General features: G+C 56.6%; 1 rRNA gene. It reads right to left on the bottom strand.

From position 1 onward, the window contains the following. A 23S ribosomal RNA gene (locus H1S01_RS20475) occupies positions 1–830 on the bottom strand; the annotation flags it as partial.

The following is an 830-nucleotide window of genomic DNA, read 5'->3' as shown; positions in this document are numbered from 1 at the left end:
GGGACCTTAGCTGTCGGTCTGGGCTGTTTCCCTTTTGACGACGGATCTTAGCACTCGCCGTCTGACTCCCGGGGATAAATACGGGCATTCTGAGTTTGACAGGGTTCGGTAACCGGTGAAGGCCCCTAGCCCTATCAGCGCTTTACCTCCCGCATTCTTACCACCGAGGCTAGCCCTAAAGCTATTTCGGGGAGAACCAGCTATCTCCGAGTTCGATTGGAATTTCTCCCCTACCCACACCTCATCCGCCGACTTTTCAACGTCGGTCGGTTCGGGCCTCCACGAAGTTTTACCTCCGCTTCACCCTGGACATGGGTAGATCACCCGGTTTCGGGTCTGCAGCCACGAACTTAACTCGCCCTATTCAGACTCGCTTTCGCTTCGGCTACGGCTTCTCGCCTTAACCTTGCTCGTGACCGCAACTCGCCGGTTCATTCTACAAAAGGCACGCCGTCACGCTTTCGCGCTCCGACTGCTTGTAAGCATACGGGTTCAGGTTCTGTTTCACTCCCCTTCCGGGGTGCTTTTCACCTTTCCCTCACGGTACTGGTTCACTATCGGTCGCTGAGGAGTATTTAGCCTTGGAGGGTGGTCCCCCCGGATTCCCACGGGATTTCACGTGCCCCGCGGTACTTGGGATCCCTTCGGAATGGCTCGTCCTTTCGCCTACAGGGGTGTTACCTGCTGTGCCGGGCCTTTCCAGACCGCTTCGACTAGGATGATTCACTCATGATGAAGGTCCCGCAACCCCGTCTCCGAAGAGACGGTTTAGGCTTTTCCCCGTTCGCTCGCCGCTACTGGGGGAATCTCGCTTGATTTCTTTTCCTCCG

Origin of the sequence: Heliobacterium chlorum, from assembly GCF_014502795.1 — a bacterium.
In the GTDB taxonomy this organism is placed as follows: domain Bacteria; phylum Bacillota; class Desulfitobacteriia; order Heliobacteriales; family Heliobacteriaceae; genus Heliobacterium; species Heliobacterium chlorum.
The sequence above is the reverse complement of the archived record's forward strand: the minus strand, read 5'-3'. Positions and strand labels throughout refer to the sequence as shown.